Below are 15,446 nucleotides of genomic sequence, written 5' to 3' on the forward strand. Positions count from 1 at the left end.
TTATTCAGCTCCAATTATTATATTATCTATCAAACGTGCTTTTGAAAATTTAACAGCTAATGAAATAAAGATTTGACCTTCAATTTTAGTTTGTTCTTCTAACTCTGGATAACTATAGATAGCCACTTCATCTACTTGACCACTTGTGTAATCAAGTAAATATTGAGTAATTTCATCTATAATAACTGAACTATTGCGTTCTCCATTATTATATAATTCACGTGCTAATTTCAAACTCTTACTTAAATGAACCGCTTCTTGTCTTTCCTCAACTGTTAAGTAAACATTTCTTGAACTTTTTGCTAATCCATCTTTTTCTCGAACAATATCCACACCTATAATTTCAATTGGCTGATTAAAATCTTTGACCATTTTTTCTACGATTGCCAGTTGTTGCGCATCCTTTTTACCAAAGTAAGCATAATCTGGACTTACAATATTAAATAATTTATTAACTACAGTTACAACACCTTCGAAATGTCCCGGACGTTGTGCACCTTCAAGTACATGTGCTAATTTACCAATTTTAAGTGTTACACCTAGTTCATCAGGATACATTTCTTCTACACTTGGATAAAACACATAATCGACATCAATTTGTTCTATCATTTCAACATCTTTATCAATTTGGCGAGGATATGCATCAAAATCTTCATTAGGTCCGAATTGTAGTGGATTAACAAAAATACTCACTACAGTTACATCATTAAATTCTGATGATAATTCCATCATTTTCAAATGACCTTCGTGTAAAGCACCCATAGTAGGTACAAAACCTATCGTTTGTCCGTGTGTCTTATATTCTTTAGCAATATTTTGCATTTCACTTACCGTTGTTATCACTTTAGTCATTGTTATTTACCTCACTCATAATTTTTTTCTTATACGTGTGTGTTTCAGAGGGAAATGCGCCTGATTTAACTTCTTCATTGTACTGTTTTAAACCATTAATACCAATTGAAAAGTCACTATATTGCTTAACAAATTTTGCATGACGTTCAACACCATAGTTGAGCATGTCATGATAAACCAATACTTGCCCATCAGTGTCTTTTCCTGCACCGATACCTATGACTGGAATCGACAATTTTTCACTAATTACTTGGGCAAGATCACTAGGTATTGCTTCAAGAACTAGCGCAATTGCACCCGATTCTTCCATAAGGCAAGCATCTTCAATTAATTGTAATGCTGCTTCTTTAGTACTACCTTGTAATTTGTATCCTGTTACGCCTACACTTTGTGGTGTTAAACCTAAATGTGCTACAACCGGAATACCCATTCTAGTCGCTTTTTTTATAAATGTTGCTAAATGAGCACCTTCCGCTTTAATCGCATTTGCGTTCGTTTGTTGGTATAAATCTAAAGCATGTTGTAAATCCAGCTCATCACTGATACCAACCGTACCAATTGGCATATCTACGACTACAAACGTGTCTGGCGCTCCACGACGTACGGCTTTTGCGTGGTGTATCATATCATCTATTGTAACTTGAACTGTACTTTCGTAACCTAACACAGTCATCCCTAAGGAATCTCCCACTAGTATCATATCTATATTTGCTTCTTGTGCTTGTTTTGCACTAGGAAAATCATAAGCAGTAACCATTGAAATTTTGTTACCTATTTGTTTCATTTCAATTAACTGAGCTAAAGTTTTCAATTCAATTCATCCTCAATTTCCTATATTATTAGCAATAGTATAATGAATCTAATCAAGAAAGGAAAGCATAAATATTATGACAATTGGTGTTATTGGTCCTGGAGCTGTTGGAACGACTATAGCTATTGAATTACAAAAGAAATATCCTGACACTTTATTAATTGGTAAAAAAAGACAAGAATTACATTATTTCCCAGAAAATGAAAAAGAAGCAATCACAATGTCTGTTACACCTTATCAAAATATAATTCAACCTCTTGATGTACTATTCATTGCCGTTAAAACATACCAACTAGATTCTGTACTTTCAAAATTATCTTCAATCATACATGAAAATACATTAATTATCCTTGCTCAAAATGGATATGGATATCTAGAGAAAATTCCTTATGAACATGCATATCAAGCTGTAGTCTATATCAGTGGTCAGAAAAACAATAATAATATCGTGCATTATAGAGACTATTGTCTTCATTTGAAAGATACAACAAGAACACGACAATTACAAAAGTTAACTAACAAAACTAAAATTAAAATAATACTTGAAGATAATATTGAACAAAAAATATGGTATAAACTATTAGTCAATTTAGGAATTAATTCAATAACAGCAGTAGGTCGAGATACAGCTAAAATTTTGCATTCAGCTCATATTAAACATATTTGTAGAGAAATTATTTCAGAGGGTATTACAGTAGCAAATGCTGAGGGAATCACTTTTGATGAAAGCACGCTAAACTCTATTATGACAATATATGAAGGTTATCCTGATCAAATGGGAACAAGTATGTATTACGATATCATGTCTAATCGGCCTTTAGAAATGGAAGCAATACAGGGCTATATATACAATAAGGCACGACAACATCAATTACATACGCCTTATTTAGATACTATTTATTCATTTTTATCTAGCTATCAACAACGTATTATTCAAAATTCAAGTTCACAATAATTTATTTTTATAGACAAACAAAAAAACTGAGACGTTATTGATCACGCCTCAGTTTTACTATAATTATTCAGCTTCTCTTATTTCATCTGCAATATCTTTATAATCAATATCAGCATTTGTAAATGTTTCATCATATGATGGGAAATGTTGTTCAAATGTTTCGAAGTTTTGTATTTCAACTTTAACGTCTTCGACTTCAAAGTCTAATACGTGACCACCAAAGTTACGATCATCGTTAGCAAAATGAACATGGAAACCTGCTGAACCTACACCATGGAATAATTCTGGTGTAAAGAAACCAACTACAGAACCTTTGATATTCGTTTCAGTTTGTTCAGGTTGTCTACGTGCTGAATCAATTAAACGAGTATACGGTGGTTCTTGACCTGGCATCATACGTACATGCATTTTTTTGAAAACTCCAGAAATTTTTACTGCTGAGAATAAATTTTCACTAAGCATTTTTTCTTTCACTTCATTAAAGACCGCTTCAGATGATTTATCTTTAGTTTGATAAGTCGTATCTGCTGTGAATTTTGCTACTGTAGCATAAGGTGTTAATTCATCGCCTTTTAATTCAACAAATTCTTTATGTTCATTAGCATGATAAGCTTTACCATCAATAAATATTACTTCCCCATTAGAACCAGTAAGTGTTGCTATTCCTAAATCACCATGTTCTAATAGTTCATTAATTGATGCAGTCCCTTTTAGTAATCCTGCCATCAATGTTCCTAATGTACCGTGTTGGTATAAGACATTAGTCATAAACAATTTCACTCCTAATTCGTGTTCATCTTTATTAGTTAAATGCGTCAGGTAACATGTTTGTAGAAAGCTTCATGTTATCTTTATAGTTAACTGGAATATCAATCAATACTGGACCATCAGTGTCATATCCTTCTTTGATAGCTGCTTCTAGTTCTTCTTGGTTAGTGACACGTATTCCTTTAGCACCAAATGCTTCGGCATATTTTACATAGTCAACTGAACCAAAATCTACACCTGATGAACGTTCATATTTCATTTCTTCTTGGAATTCGACCATATTATATTTACCATCATTCCAAATTAATTGAATGATATTTAAATTTTTACGCACGGCTGTTTCTAAATCTTGTGCTGAGAATAAGAAACCACCATCTCCAGCAACTGAAACAACTTGTGTATTTGGTCTTACAAGTGCAGCTGAAATAGCCCAAGGTAAAGCAACACCTAATGTTTGCATACCATTACTGAATAGTAAATGTCTTGGATTATAGCTTCTGAACTTACGAGCCATCCATATATAGTGACTACCTACGTCTACTGTCACAGTTGTATCATCAGTCAACATTTTTTGCATTGATTCGATAATTTCGATTGGATGTAACACACCGTCTTCATGTGTTGCTTTAATACCAGTTTCTTCAATAATATGCGCTCTTAATTTTTCTAATTCATCTAAATGTTGTTGATTAATAAATGGTTCATCAACTTTGTTAGAAATGATTTCAATTGTTCCTGCAATATTACCAATTAATTCTTTCATTGGTTGCATATAATTAGTAATTTCTGCTGGAATTTCATCAATATTGATAATTTTAGTATCTAATTCTTTATTCCAGTTACTTGCTTCATATTCAATTGGATCATAACCTATTGTAACTACTAAATCACTTTTACGAAGTAATTCATCACCAACTTGGTTACGGAACAATCCTACACGACCAAAGAAATGATTTTCTAATTCACGGCTAATCACGCCAGCACCTTGGAACGTTTCTACAACTGGTAAATTGGTTTTTTCAACTAATTTACGAATTGCGTTCGTTTCGTTAGCACTTGAACTTCTCATACCAGCAAGTAAAACAGGGAATTCAGCATTTTTAATCTTTTCAATCACATCATTAATATCTTGTTCACTTGGAATACCAAGACTAGGTTTTTCACAATGTGCGATTGCTTTAGATTGAACTGGTGCTGAAATGACATCTTGCGGAATACTAATAAAGCTTGCACCATTTTTACCTGATGTCGCTGTTCTCATTGCGTTTGTCATAACTTCTGATAAAGATTCAGGATCTTGAACTTCTTCACTATATTTTGTTGAATATTTTAATAAAGCAGCATTGTCGATACTTTGATGTGTTAAACGAAGTAAGTCATTACGTTTAACTTGTCCTCCTAATGCTAATACGGGATCTCCTTCAGATGTTGCTGTTAATAATCCAGTAGTCAAGTTACTCACTCCTGGACCACTTGTAACAAGTGCGACACCTGGTTTACCAGTTAATCGTCCTATACCTTGTGCCATCATTGCCGCGTTTTGCTCGTGACGCGTTACAATAAGTTCTGGTCCGTCGTCTTCCAATGCATTGAATAAATAATCAATTTTTGCACCTGGAATACCAAATACGTACTCAATACCATTATTTTTAAAAGTATCAATTACCATATCGGCTGCGGTATATTGTTTGTCTGCCATGCTATTCATTTCCTTCCATTTTTCACATATTTATTTTATCGTGACGATAACATCAGTGTGAAAATGATTCCCCATTACTTGATAAAATATTTAAAGTATATTCTGATAGATTAATCTAAAAGATGTTTCACTGAATCATAAGTTGTTTCTAATGCTTCAACAGATTGTTTGAATAATTCTTTTTCATGATCGCTTAAAGGTGTTTCATAAACCTTGCTTGCACCATTTTCATTGATTAAAGTTGGTACACCAACATATACACCATTAAATCCATATTCACCATTCAATTGTGAAGATACAGTTAATACATTGTTTTCATTATTTAATAATGCTTTTGAAATTCTTAATAATGCTAGTGCAATACCATAATAAGTTGAACCTTTAGCTTGAATGATTTCATAAGCAGCATCTCTTGTTTGTTCATAAATTTCTTGTGCTTTAGCTTCGCTACCAGTTTGTTCTTTAAGTGTGTCATAAACTGAAATACCAGCAATGTTGGCTTTTGACCATACAGCTAATTCAGAATCACCGTGTTCACCAATAATTGAAGCGTGGACACTTGCAGGTGCTACATTCAATTCTTTACTAATTAAATATCTAAGTCTTGAAGAGTCTAATACTGTACCTGAACCGATAACGCGTTCAGCTGGTAATCCAGTTAACTCTTTAACATAACGAGTTAAGATATCTACTGGATTTGCAGCGATTAAGAAGTAACCATCAAAACCACTATCCATAATACTAGTTACAATATCTTTCATGATTTTTGTGTTTTTCTCTACTAATTGTAAACGTGTTTCACCTGGTTTTTGTGGTGCTCCAGCTGTAATTACAACTAAATCTGCATCATTACAATCACTATATTCTCCAGCTTTAACGACAACTGGTGAATCACTATGAAGTGCGCCGTGGTTTAAGTCTTGAACGTCAGCATTAACTTTATCTTTAGCAATATCGATAATTACGAATTCATCTGCAACACCTTGAGTTACCATTGCAAATGCATAACTAGATCCTACTGAGCCATCTCCAACTAAAACAACTTTTTTACCAAATTTTTTCATATCGAAAAACTCCTTCATTTTTGATGAGACTGAATACAAAGCATATGTTATCGCCTCATACATATATTTAATTACATATAATCCACTTTCATTTTAAATATACTTTATTAATATTTGTGTGTAAACATACAAGGGTTCAAATGATGTTAACGTCACTAATTTGTTGGTTTTAAGTTCCCTACGCACTTAATTATAGTAGTTTGTGAAGTATTAATAAAATACATAATTTCGATTAATAACATTCCAAAAAGGAATAGGTTTGATATAGAAAAAAGTAATAGAAAAAATACTTCAATGTACATGTCCATTAAAGTATTTTTTACTGTTCTGATATTAAATTAAATGTCTATTTCGTTCTTAAGTCTTTTATAAATTGAATCCATTCACGTGTTACAAAATTAAGATATGCATCTCTTCTCCAAATTAAACCTAGATGCCATGATAAATCTGCATTTTCTAATTGTAGTGCTTTTACATTATCTCCCATTAAACGAACTAAACTCTCTGGTACCACGCTAATTCCGATACCTTGACTAATCATATTCGCTATAAAACTAATTTGAGATATATTAGCTACAGTCTTAGGATAAAATCCTAATCGCTTACAGTTTTCAATAATTTGATCTTTAAGATAATAATCATCATGGAACAATACAAATTCTTCCTCTTTAAGTTCAGCTAAATCGACTTTTTCTTGTTGTGCTAGTGAATGATTTTTACTAACCACTAACAATAACTCTTCATTATATAGTGGAACTGAATGAAATAATGATGCATCGACAGGTAACGTCGTAATTCCAATATCTACTTCATCTGTTTCTGTGAGGTTCTCAACTATTTTACCTCCACCTTCCATGACTTCATAAGTCACTTTCGGATATAACTGGTGAAATTGATTCAAACTATCAGTAAATAATTGAACATTCATCATTGGTGACAAGGCTATTCTAATATGTCCTTTTTGCACATTCATGACATCATTCATCTCTAATGATAGTTTTTCAAATAACGCTAAAAATTCTAAACTGTTATCATAAAATGTCTGACCAATATCTGTCAGTTTGATTTGCTTTTGAGAACGATCGAATAATGTTATATCGTATTCATTTTCTATACTTTTGATTGCTTTACTTATCGTTGACTGTGCGATATATAGATGTTCTGATGCTTGTGTCATACCACCACGTCTGACTGTTTCAACAAAGTATTTGATTTGTTTTATTTCCATAGCTTTTACCTCTTAAATTAAAGTTTAGTAGTTATTCAGCTGTATGTTCTCTTCTATAAATTAATGAACTGTAAAATATAAAAATGACTATCAATATTGTTGCCGCAACTAATATGGCATAAGTTCCTAAAAATAGTTGAACTTCTGCTGAGACAATGGCACCAATAATAAAGCTTAATACTATTCTAATGTAAAGTTGAGCCTTTCTCAATTGAGCCTTATCCCTATTTAACATATACTCACTCAATGCAATGACACCATTCTTAATGTTTCCTGTAGAGAAGGTATTATTATATCCTTCACCCTCAATTTTACTAAAAGATGTTGTAAACATTGCCATACCAAATGCTAGTGGAGGGAGAATATATAAATTTGAAACAGAAGTAGGTAAAAACCCGACAATAATACAACTTAATGTGATAGGCACTAAAGATACTAATCTCCAATATCGTGTTGCCATTTGATGATGGATTAAAGAGACGAACATGACACCAACCATAAATGAAATGACTGACGAAATTTTTAACATTCCTCCATTTAAATCACTATGTGATAACTCTGAAGCAAGAAATATAATGTTTCCTGTTTGTCCGGCTGCAAGTGTGCCTCCTCTAGTTAAGAAGGTATATGCATCAATATATCCGCCTACAAAGGTAAGAAGTACGGCAATTTCTTTACTTTGATATATGTTCTCTCTAATAAATTTTTCTAAAGCCACATTTATCGCCTCTATTTTTTACTTTTAAAATATTAAAACGTGATAATCTTTATTTTATTGAAAGTTCAATATAACTCTATTGTAAAGAATAAATTGTAAAAAGCTAAAATATAGTTCACATTTATTAAAAAAATACTTTTTATAGGGTTATTTTCTGTTATAATCAAGTTTATCCTTTTATATTTGAATATTTTGTCAACAATATCCTCCAATTAAAACGGAAAGTTTTAATTTTTCAGAATTTTTAGACAAAATACAAACGATTTATGCTATTATATAAATTATTAAAATGACAGTTAAATATAACTCATTTATTTACGGAGGTTTAGTATGTCTAGTTTTTTTAAACGTTTAACACAAAAAGAAGATCCTTCCATCTATCAAAGTAAAGATGGTCATTTAAAAAGAACTTTACGTGTTCGTGATTTTCTTGCATTAGGTGTGGGTACTATCGTTTCCACATCAATATTTACATTACCTGGGGTAGTAGCTGCGGAACATGCAGGTCCAGCAGTAGCTCTATCATTTTTATTAGCAGCTATTGTAGCCGGATTAGTTGCATTTACATATGCAGAAATGGCCTCTACAATGCCCTTTGCTGGTTCTGCTTATTCATGGATCAATGTCTTATTTGGTGAATTCTTTGGTTGGGTTGCAGGATGGGCCTTATTAGCAGAATACTTCATTGCCGTTGCATTCGTTGCATCTGGTTTCTCGGCCAATTTAAGGGGTCTAATTAAGCCTCTTGGTATAGAATTACCTAAAGCATTATCGAATCCATTAGGTAGTAATGGCGGTGTCATTGATATTGTCTCTGCCATTGTTATTATTTTAACTGCATTACTTTTATCAAGAGGTATGAGTGAAGCTGCTCGTATGGAAAATATTTTAGTAAATTTAAAAGTATTAGCTATCATATTATTTGTAATTGTAGGTTTAACTGCCCTTAACTTTAGCAATTATGTTCCATTTATTCCTGAACATAAAGTAACTGATGCAGGTGACTTCGGTGGTTGGCAAGGTATTTATGCTGGCGTATCTATGATTTTCTTAGCATATATTGGATTTGATTCAATCGCTGCTAACTCTGCAGAAGCGGTTAACCCTTCTAAAACAATGCCTAGAGGTATTTTAGGTTCTTTAGTCATTGCTGTCGTATTATTTGTAGCGGTAGCATTAGTATTAGTAGGTATGTTCCATTACAGTCAGTACGCTGATAATGCTGAGCCTGTAGGTTGGGCATTACGTGAAAGTGGTCATGGTATTATTGCAGCTATAGTACAAGCTATCTCAGTTATTGGTATGTTTACTGCTTTAATTGGAATGATGTTAGCAGGTTCAAGATTGCTATATTCATTTGGACGTGATGGTTTGTTACCTGCTTGGTTAGGAAAACTTAACAACAAACATTTACCAAATAGATCCTTAGTTATTTTAACAATCGTCGCCGTTATTATTGGATCAATGTTCCCATTTGCTTTCTTAGCACAATTAATTTCAGCTGGAACATTAATAGCATTTATGTTTGTTTCGTTAGCAATGTATCAACTTAGAAAACGTGAAGGTAAAGACTTACCTGTTCCATCGTTTAAGTTACCATTGTATCCAGTATTACCAGCAGTAACTTTTATCCTTGTTCTATTAGTATTCTGGGGATTAAGTTTTGAAGCTAAATTATATACATTAATTTGGTTTATTGTTGGTATAATCATTTATCTATTTTATGGAATGAGACATTCTAAAAAAGACCGTGACGATGCATATCACTCACCTAAAAAATCTTAAAAACAAAAAAAGAGTTCCACGAAGTTTAATTCACTTTGTGGAACTCTCTTTTTTTAGATATTTTCACTATAGATTACCAACCTTGGCCCTCTATTTCATATTGATTTAATTCTCCATTATTTAATGCTTTTATCGCATTTTCAATTGTAGTTAAAGCATAATCTAACTGTTCATATGTGATAACCAATGGAGGTTGGAACCTTAATACGTTACCTGCAACTGCGATAATAACTATGCCTTTATCAAAGCAATAGTTACAAATCTTTAATGCAGCTTCTGGATCACGTGTCTTTTCTATAGAATTAGATACGACATCAATACCTATTGATAATCCTATACCTCTTACATCTCCGATACAGTCGTAATCTTTTACCCATCGATCCATTGTTTGACGCACATATTTACCCTTTTCAGTGCTTGCTTCAAGTAAATGTTCTTCCTCTATCATTTCAAGGGTCGCCAATGCCGCTTCGCAACTAACAGGATTAGCACCCGTAGTAAATAAATGAGCCGGAGCTTCTAGTGTCTCCATAATTTCCTTACGGCCAACAATAGCTGACATAGGTAATCCACCAGCTAATGATTTGCCAAATGTAATTAAATCAGGTGTAAAATCAAAGTGTTCAACTGAACTCCATGTACCTGTGCGACCTAATCCCTGTTGAATATCATCTACAGCAATGAGTATGTCATGTTCTCTACAAATACTTTCTAAAGCTTTGAAATAACCTGGCACTGGCTCTAATAAACCTCCATCGCCTTGAATCGTTTCTAAAACAATACAAGCGACTTCTTCAGCTGGGACATACTTATCAAACATTTCTCGAAGTGGTGCTAAATATTCATCTACAGTATTTGAAGCGGGTTGTTCAAATAAACCTCTATAATTATCAGGAAATGGAATATGGTAAAAACCATTCAATAACGGTCCATAATTTTTTCTCATATTCAAACTAATCGCTGACATGGATAAAGCCCCAAACGTTGAGCCATGATAGGCATTAGTAAAACTAATAATATATGGTCGACCAGTATATGCTCGGGCAAATTTGATAATGCCATCATTAGCATCTGATCCTGTTAAACCGAATGTCACCCTTTTTTCGTAGTCACCTGGTGTAATATCACATAATTTTTTAGACAAACGAATCAATGGTTCATGATACATATAAGCAGGTGTGTAATGTACGAATTTGTCGACTTGTTTTTTAATTGCATCTGTTACTTTTTTTGGTGCATGCCCTACATTTTGTGAACTTGCACTAGCTAATAAATCAATGTATTCTTTGCCATCAACATCAACTAATGTTGCACCATAGCCATGATCAATGGCTAAAGGATAATATTTGATTCTTCCAGATTTAGCAAAATATTGCTCATCTTCTTTTATTAAGTCGTGCGCTTTACTCATAATCAAATCATCCTTCCATGATTGAACTTCACTTCATTACTGTTAATTAATTAGATAAAATAATATTCATTATTCCTCAGTTATAAAATGATTTCGATTTGATGATAGTACTCAATATACTAATATTTTTCAGATTTGTAAATATTTTCCGAAAATTCTAACTAAAAATAATCATAACTACTATTTATACTGAAATATTTGTGTATAAATAGTAGTAAATAGGGAAATCATTACTATCAAATAACTGTTAGGATGTGTTATTTATTTTAAAAATTTTATACCATTTTTTAAGTGCTATAATCATTTCCTTTATCTTATTAATAAGTAATGTCGTTATAGACTTATTTTTACAACATACGCACTTAACTCAATTGTTACTTAATATAGATTTTTTAACTAATCCTCAAAATGTACCAACTTGGATGGAGATAATTATTCACCTATTTATTGGTATTAGCATTTATATTGTTTTTGTGATTTTGTATTATATTTCTAAACATTTTTATCATTTAGCTTATCTACCATTAATGATTATATTTGTAATTATGTACCCTTTACTTATTAGTATTGCTCAAAGATCATTTTTCACATTTAGTTGGTTAGAATACATGTGGTGGATGATTGCACATATTATTTTCACTTTATCAATGTATATCAGTATCAGTTTCATTAGTAGGAACAATAAATATAGATAAAGCAAAAAGGTCGACGCAAATTCATGCATCGACCTTTTTTAGCTTATTTAACTTTTTCTATTCTTCGTCACCATTTTCATCATATTTAGTAACATTACCATCTTCGTCAACAATATATGATCCTGCTAGGTCACCGTCTTTATCAGTGAATGAGAAGCCCCACTCTCCATCACTATTCTTTTCTGGTTCTTTATATGTGTATGTGTCAGTATCTAATTTGTGACCTTCATAATCTTCAACTTTATCTATCACGTTATCACGCGTTACAGTTGTGTCTTCAGAATCTGAAGAACTATCACTATCATCAGAATCGTCTGATTCACTAAAATCTTGATTTTCATCAATAGGTTCTCCGAAACCTTTAACTTCTTCAGATGACATGTATTTTAACATTTTATCAATTTCGGATTGACTCGCATCATATAATTTAACTGTTTTCGCTTCATCTATAATTCTTTGTGTTTCTCTATCGGAATAACTAGGTGTAACCCATTCTTTTCCTTGGAAATGTGATGGAACATTATAAAGTGTGATTGTGCCATCATTGTTATTTTTATATACAACCTGACCTGCTGCATTAACACTCGGTAATAATACTTGAGTACCTTCTGGTAAACGAGCAGAATTTTTAGGCATGTATGGATTAACGAGCCCATTTGACGCATCTCCATGTTGGATTTCTAAATCTTCAAATTGGCTTTCTTTAGAACCTCTATAACTATCTAGCGCAGTTAACCAAACTTTAGCATAATATTCTTCAGAGTTTGTATCTTCTTGTTGTGATTTTGAATGATTTGAAGATGAATTATTTGAACTACTAGATTGTGAAGATTGATTGTTATTCGATTTATTATCACTGTTACTATTACTCTCACTAGTTGAGTCATCAGATACTTTAGAACTTCCTTTGTCATTGTCATTATTTCCAAAACTACACCCTGCTAAAAGTAAAGATGCTGTTAATAAAGCCCCTGCTACCTTTTTCATTAAACAATCCCCTTTGTTATTTTTGTATATACATTACATTATAATTTTATTATAAACTACATTATTTCAAAAACATATATCCATTTACACAATAGTTGTAATTTACATAACTTTAACAATAGTATTGTTTTCAATATCAATTTAAATCGTTATAGTCCCATCTGTATGAATTATTAAGTTCTTTAACATAACTTAAAGTTTAAGTGTTGATTACTTTAAATTAGCCTATTTATAAAAAATGGGTGGTACACTATTGATGTAAGAAATATTAAATCATTCACTAATTGGAAATGGGGTTTTCATTATGAAGAAACGCTCTATACTAGTAACAACTGTTTTAGCAACTGCTGTTCTCTTTTCAACATCATTTGCTAGTGAAGCTAAAGCTGAGGAAGTCACAACAAACAATGCCGTCCAAGTGGCAAAACAGGCTATGACAAATAGTGGTGGTAATCCCGACTTGCAAAACTTTAATCAAGTTAAAGATAAAGGACAATATTTCATCATTGGTATAAACAATAAATCTGGTGTTGGCGTTGGAACATATAAAGTATATAAAAATGGTGAAGTTGAATATAAAAGTGGTAACTTTGGAGAATATAGTACTTTAAATTCAAAAGATAATTATACTGCACAAGGTATTAGTTCAAAATCCTATAACGAAAAAGAAGATGCTAAACAAGAAAATACATCTGTAGACAGTACAAAAGAGTTAAATGCTTACTATGTTGGTCATGTAAAATCAGATGAACTACCTGAATCTGGCCAAAAAGATATACTACCTAATGAAGCATTAGCTGGTCTGTCACTTGTTGCAGGTACAATACTTATTAGCCAAAGACAATTAAGAAAAACCTCATAAATTCAATATATATATATGTAGAGAGTTATCGTTTTTAAAATGATAGCTCTCTATTTTTTATATAATTTCTCATTTAAATAGTGACGAATTTTTGAAAAATGCCTACTATTTTAGAACAACCTGAATAAAAAAACTATGTCGTGGTATATATTATCTGTAGACAAATTCAATATATAAACGCTTATATATATAAATACATTAGGAGGTAATGTAATAATGAAATATGTAATTGTAGGTACATCCCATGCAGGTTACGAAGTTATTCAAACTATTTTAAAAGAAGATAAAAATGCAGAAATAGAAGTATTCGAAAGTGGTGACAAACCTTCATTCCTTTCTTGTGGTATTCAAAGCTATTTAGAAGATGTATCACCTTCTTTAGATTCTTTACACTATGCAAACGAACAATCATACAAAGACCAAGGTGTTAATATTCATGTTAATAGTACTGTAACGGATTTAGATACAGATAATAAAACAGTTACAGTTGAAAAAGATGGCAATAGTTCAGAAGTATCTTATGATAAATTATTCTTAAGTCCCGGTGGTAAAGCCGTTGCACCACCTTTTGATGGTATAGATAAATATAACAACGTACTATTTATGCGTGGTCGCGAATGGGCAGATCAAATTAAAAAACGCATGCCTAATGCTAAAAAAGCTGTTGTAGTTGGTGGCGGCTATATCGGTATTGAAGCAGCAGAGGCATTTGCTAAAGCAGGTATTGAAACAAAAGTTATCGATGTTGCTGAACGTATTTTAAATACCTATTTAGATTCTGAGTTCACTGATATTTTAGAACAAAATAGTAAAGAACATAACTTAGAATTTATTGGCGGCGAATCAGTAAAAGCTTTAGAAGGCGACAATGAAGGTAATGTAAATAAAGTAGTAACTGATAAAAATGAATATGAAGCGGATACAGTATTAATAGCTGTAGGTGTTGCACCTGCTACTGAATGGTTAGACGGCAAAATTAAACTAGGTAATAAAGGTATTATCGAAATTAATCATAAACAAGAAACTTCAGCTAAAGATGTTTATGCTGGTGGCGACGCTACGTTAGTTCCATTCGCACCTATTGAAGAAGACCGTTATATTGCATTAGCTACTAATTCAAGACGTCAAGGTGTGACTGCTGCTAAAAATATGTTAGGTCATGACGTAGAAATGCCACGTGTCTCTGGTACTTCAGGATTACAATTATTTGATTATAAATTTGGTCAAACTGGTGTTCACGGAACTGAAAAAGATAGCTATGATGGTAATTTAGGTGAAAAATATGTCAAAGAACTTATTAGACCTAAATTCATGCAAGATGAAACAGACATTCATATGAAAGTGATATTTGATGAAGATAGTCATAGAATTCTAGGTGCTCAATTAATGTCTAAAGAAGACGTTACAGAAGCAATTAATACTATTTCTATTGCAATCTCTGCTGGTTATACTTTAGAACAATTAGCAGTACAAGACTTCTTCTTCCAACCAGATTATGACCGTCCTTGGAACTATTTAAACGTATTAGCTCAACAAGCATTAAATGATACGTTCGGTAGCGATCAAATGTTATTCTAATTCAATATTATTGATTGTAAAATACCTCTTGTG

Annotated in this window: 14 protein-coding genes; 5 read left to right on the forward strand and 9 right to left on the reverse strand. The window is 32.2% G+C overall.

The genetic code is table 11. From position 1 onward, the window contains the following. Positions 1-852 carry a pantoate--beta-alanine ligase gene (panC, locus tag LFT63_RS07930; RefSeq protein WP_017636621.1) on the reverse strand — a complete coding sequence of 284 codons (852 nt, stop codon included), beginning with the start codon at positions 850-852 and terminating at the stop codon, positions 1-3. After that, positions 845-1,663: a 3-methyl-2-oxobutanoate hydroxymethyltransferase gene (gene panB, locus LFT63_RS07935; protein ID WP_029055953.1), complete on the reverse strand. Its 819-nt coding sequence runs from the start codon at positions 1,661-1,663 to the stop codon at positions 845-847. The genes panC and panB overlap by 8 nt, the downstream gene beginning before the upstream one ends. A 76-nt stretch (positions 1,664-1,739) precedes the next feature. Between panB and LFT63_RS07940 the strand changes: the two genes are divergently transcribed. Then, complete coding sequence (locus LFT63_RS07940) at positions 1,740-2,618, forward strand: oxidoreductase (protein WP_037555593.1); 879 nt, start codon at positions 1,740-1,742, stop codon at positions 2,616-2,618. Positions 2,619-2,681: 63 nt separating this feature from the next. On the opposite strand, the gene budA is transcribed toward LFT63_RS07940, so the two are convergent. From budA to LFT63_RS07965, 5 genes are all read right to left on the reverse strand, one after another. After that, positions 2,682-3,386 (reverse strand): acetolactate decarboxylase, encoded by a 705-nt coding sequence (gene budA / locus LFT63_RS07945; RefSeq protein WP_017636624.1) that lies wholly within the window; start codon positions 3,384-3,386, stop codon positions 2,682-2,684. Between the two features lie 34 nt (positions 3,387-3,420). Then, a complete protein-coding gene (gene alsS / locus LFT63_RS07950; RefSeq protein WP_017636625.1) occupies positions 3,421-5,085 on the reverse strand; it encodes an acetolactate synthase AlsS in 1,665 nt (554 codons plus the stop codon). Between the two features lie 110 nt (positions 5,086-5,195). Next, positions 5,196-6,149 carry an L-lactate dehydrogenase gene (locus LFT63_RS07955; RefSeq protein ID WP_017636626.1) on the reverse strand — a complete coding sequence of 318 codons (954 nt, stop codon included), beginning with the start codon at positions 6,147-6,149 and terminating at the stop codon, positions 5,196-5,198. 346 nt (positions 6,150-6,495) lie between these two features. Further along, positions 6,496-7,377, reverse strand: a complete 882-nt coding sequence (gene cidR, locus LFT63_RS07960) for a cidABC operon transcriptional activator CidR (protein ID WP_029055949.1) — start codon at positions 7,375-7,377, stop codon at positions 6,496-6,498. Between the two features lie 31 nt (positions 7,378-7,408). Continuing rightward, complete coding sequence (locus LFT63_RS07965) at positions 7,409-8,095, reverse strand: YoaK family protein (protein ID WP_340768630.1); 687 nt, start codon at positions 8,093-8,095, stop codon at positions 7,409-7,411. 330 nt (positions 8,096-8,425) lie between these two features. On the opposite strand from LFT63_RS07965, the gene LFT63_RS07970 reads away from it, so the two are divergent. Further along, on the forward strand, positions 8,426-9,880 hold the full coding sequence (locus LFT63_RS07970) for an APC family permease (RefSeq protein WP_340768633.1): 1,455 nt from the start codon (positions 8,426-8,428) through the stop codon (positions 9,878-9,880). Between the two features lie 73 nt (positions 9,881-9,953). On the opposite strand, the gene LFT63_RS07975 is transcribed toward LFT63_RS07970, so the two are convergent. Beyond that, positions 9,954-11,291: an aspartate aminotransferase family protein gene (locus LFT63_RS07975; protein WP_340768635.1), complete on the reverse strand. Its 1,338-nt coding sequence runs from the start codon at positions 11,289-11,291 to the stop codon at positions 9,954-9,956. Positions 11,292-11,554: 263 nt separating this feature from the next. On the opposite strand from LFT63_RS07975, the gene LFT63_RS07980 reads away from it, so the two are divergent. Further along, positions 11,555-11,986 (forward strand): hypothetical protein, encoded by a 432-nt coding sequence (locus tag LFT63_RS07980; RefSeq protein ID WP_445684207.1) that lies wholly within the window; start codon positions 11,555-11,557, stop codon positions 11,984-11,986. Between the two features lie 57 nt (positions 11,987-12,043). Here the strand turns inward: LFT63_RS07980 and LFT63_RS07985 are convergent, their stop codons facing one another. Beyond that, positions 12,044-12,973, reverse strand: a complete 930-nt coding sequence (locus LFT63_RS07985) for a hypothetical protein (protein ID WP_340768639.1) — start codon at positions 12,971-12,973, stop codon at positions 12,044-12,046. A 304-nt stretch (positions 12,974-13,277) separates the two neighbouring features. On the opposite strand from LFT63_RS07985, the gene LFT63_RS07990 reads away from it, so the two are divergent. Both LFT63_RS07990 and LFT63_RS07995 read left to right on the forward strand, forming a co-directional pair. Further along, positions 13,278-13,835 (forward strand): hypothetical protein, encoded by a 558-nt coding sequence (locus tag LFT63_RS07990; protein WP_017636632.1) that lies wholly within the window; start codon positions 13,278-13,280, stop codon positions 13,833-13,835. Positions 13,836-14,051: 216 nt separating this feature from the next. Then, positions 14,052-15,413, forward strand: coding sequence for an FAD-dependent oxidoreductase (locus LFT63_RS07995; protein ID WP_029055944.1), 1,362 nt, complete (start codon positions 14,052-14,054; stop codon positions 15,411-15,413). Positions 15,414-15,446: the final 33 nt, after the last annotated feature.

Source organism: Staphylococcus sp. FSL H8-0121 (assembly GCF_038008425.1).
Taxonomy (GTDB): Bacteria; Bacillota; Bacilli; order Staphylococcales; family Staphylococcaceae; genus Staphylococcus; species Staphylococcus pasteuri.

Coding starts and splice junctions, on each gene's coding strand:
- budA (WP_017636624.1), bottom strand. CDS start 3,386: ATGACTAATGTCTTATACCAACACGGTACATTAGGAACATTGATGGCA.
- cidR (WP_029055949.1), bottom strand. CDS start 7,377: ATGGAAATAAAACAAATCAAATACTTTGTTGAAACAGTCAGACGTGGT.
- LFT63_RS07955 (WP_017636626.1), bottom strand. CDS start 6,149: ATGAAAAAATTTGGTAAAAAAGTTGTTTTAGTTGGAGATGGCTCAGTA.
- LFT63_RS07975 (WP_340768635.1), bottom strand. CDS start 11,291: ATGAGTAAAGCGCACGACTTAATAAAAGAAGATGAGCAATATTTTGCT.
- LFT63_RS07940 (WP_037555593.1), top strand. CDS start 1,740: ATGACAATTGGTGTTATTGGTCCTGGAGCTGTTGGAACGACTATAGCT.
- LFT63_RS07995 (WP_029055944.1), top strand. CDS start 14,052: ATGAAATATGTAATTGTAGGTACATCCCATGCAGGTTACGAAGTTATT.
- LFT63_RS07970 (WP_340768633.1), top strand. CDS start 8,426: ATGTCTAGTTTTTTTAAACGTTTAACACAAAAAGAAGATCCTTCCATC.
- LFT63_RS07985 (WP_340768639.1), bottom strand. CDS start 12,973: ATGAAAAAGGTAGCAGGGGCTTTATTAACAGCATCTTTACTTTTAGCA.
- LFT63_RS07990 (WP_017636632.1), top strand. CDS start 13,278: ATGAAGAAACGCTCTATACTAGTAACAACTGTTTTAGCAACTGCTGTT.
- alsS (WP_017636625.1), bottom strand. CDS start 5,085: ATGGCAGACAAACAATATACCGCAGCCGATATGGTAATTGATACTTTT.
- panC (WP_017636621.1), bottom strand. CDS start 852: ATGACTAAAGTGATAACAACGGTAAGTGAAATGCAAAATATTGCTAAA.